This window comes from Komagataeibacter nataicola (assembly GCF_003207795.1).
GTDB classification, from domain to species: domain Bacteria; phylum Pseudomonadota; class Alphaproteobacteria; order Acetobacterales; family Acetobacteraceae; genus Komagataeibacter; species Komagataeibacter nataicola.
In genome coordinates, this window is the sequence record NZ_NIRT01000104.1 from 1 (window position 1) to 1,316 (window position 1,316).

The following is a 1,316-nucleotide window of genomic DNA, read 5'->3' on the forward strand; positions in this document are numbered from 1 at the left end:
GAGACTGTGTAGAATTTTGTGCGGTGGCACTTTTTCAGGCCATTGGGAAACGATCATCGAACATGATGGCGAGCTGGCATCTGACAGCATACCATTCGCTCACTGAGCGCTTCCACTCTGAGGAGGTAGCATTGAGCGCCAGGTAAATCAATTTTGCTGCGGCCTCGTCACTGGGGAAGTGGCCACGGGTGCGCACAGCACGACGGATCTTTGCGTTCAGGGCCTCAATGGCATTCGTTGTGTAAATCAGTCTGCGTACTTCCGGGGGGTAATCAAGGAACGGAATGACCTCATTCCAGGCCCTGCGCCAACTGGGTGCGATGGCCGGGTATTGTCTGGCCAGATCGCTTTCCTCAAACCTGCCGAGGGCTGCCTCGGCCTCGCTGGCGTCCACTGCCGTATAGATTGCCTTGAGAGCGGTGGCGACGGCCTTGCGGTCCTTGTAGCTGGCAAAGCTCATGGAATGACGCAGCAGGTGAACGATGCACGTCTGAATGCGGGTCCTGGGGAAAGCCGCTTCGATAGCCTGCGGAAAGCCCTTCAGCCCGTCGACGACGGCGATCAGGATATCCTGCACCCCCCGATTGCGCAGGTCACTGAGGACCTTGGCCCAGAATTTGGCTCCTTCATTTTCCTGGAACCACAGCCCCAGAATGTCCCGTGTGCCGTCAGGCAGGATCGCGAGCGCCACAAAGACGGCCTTGTTCGAGACAGCTCCGTCACTGCGGATATTGACCCGGATCGCGTCCATGAAGACGATCGGATAGCACGGTTCCAGCGGGCGGTTCTGCCAGGCGGCGACCTCCTCCATCACCGCGTCGGTAATCGCGGAAATGAGGCTCGGGGAGGCCTCAACGCCGTAGATTTCCTCGATATGCCCCTGGATCTCGCGGGTCGTCATGCCCCGGGCATACATGCTGATAATCTTGCGGTCGAACTCGGGAAAGCGACGCTGATACTTTGCGATCAGCATCGGGTCAAACGTGCCATTCCGATCCCGGGGAATATCCAGAACAACCTTGCCGCTCTCCGTGGTCACGGTCTTCTGGCTCCTGCCGTTTCTGCGATTGGGCGGCAGGTTACCCTCGTCAGGTGCACCATCGGCGCGTTCCTCATCAAGGTGAAGAGTCATCTCCGTGTTGAGCGCTCGCTCCGCCAGAGCCTTCGTCAATTCCGAGAGTATGCCGTTCTTGCCAAACAGGTCGCCGGGTGAACGTCCTTCCATCAGGCGGTCCAGGAGGTCTTTATCAATGCTCATGCGGGGGCTCCTCTTCGAGCAATTTATCACCACACCGCACAAAATTCAGGATAGTCCC

At 58.2% G+C, this 1,316-nt stretch carries 1 protein-coding gene; it reads right to left on the reverse strand.

Annotated features, from left to right (window positions below; all coding sequences use genetic code 11):
- Positions 1-34: 34 nt before the first annotated feature.
- Positions 35-1,258 (reverse strand): IS256 family transposase, encoded by a 1,224-nt coding sequence (locus tag CDI09_RS17490; RefSeq protein WP_025440083.1) that lies wholly within the window; start codon positions 1,256-1,258, stop codon positions 35-37.
- Positions 1,259-1,316: the final 58 nt, after the last annotated feature.

What these genes read in the sequence shown, in the direction of transcription:
- CDI09_RS17490 (WP_025440083.1), bottom strand. Translation starts at nt 1,258, where the DNA reads ATGAGCATTGATAAAGACCTCCTGGACCGCCTGATGGAAGGACGTTCA.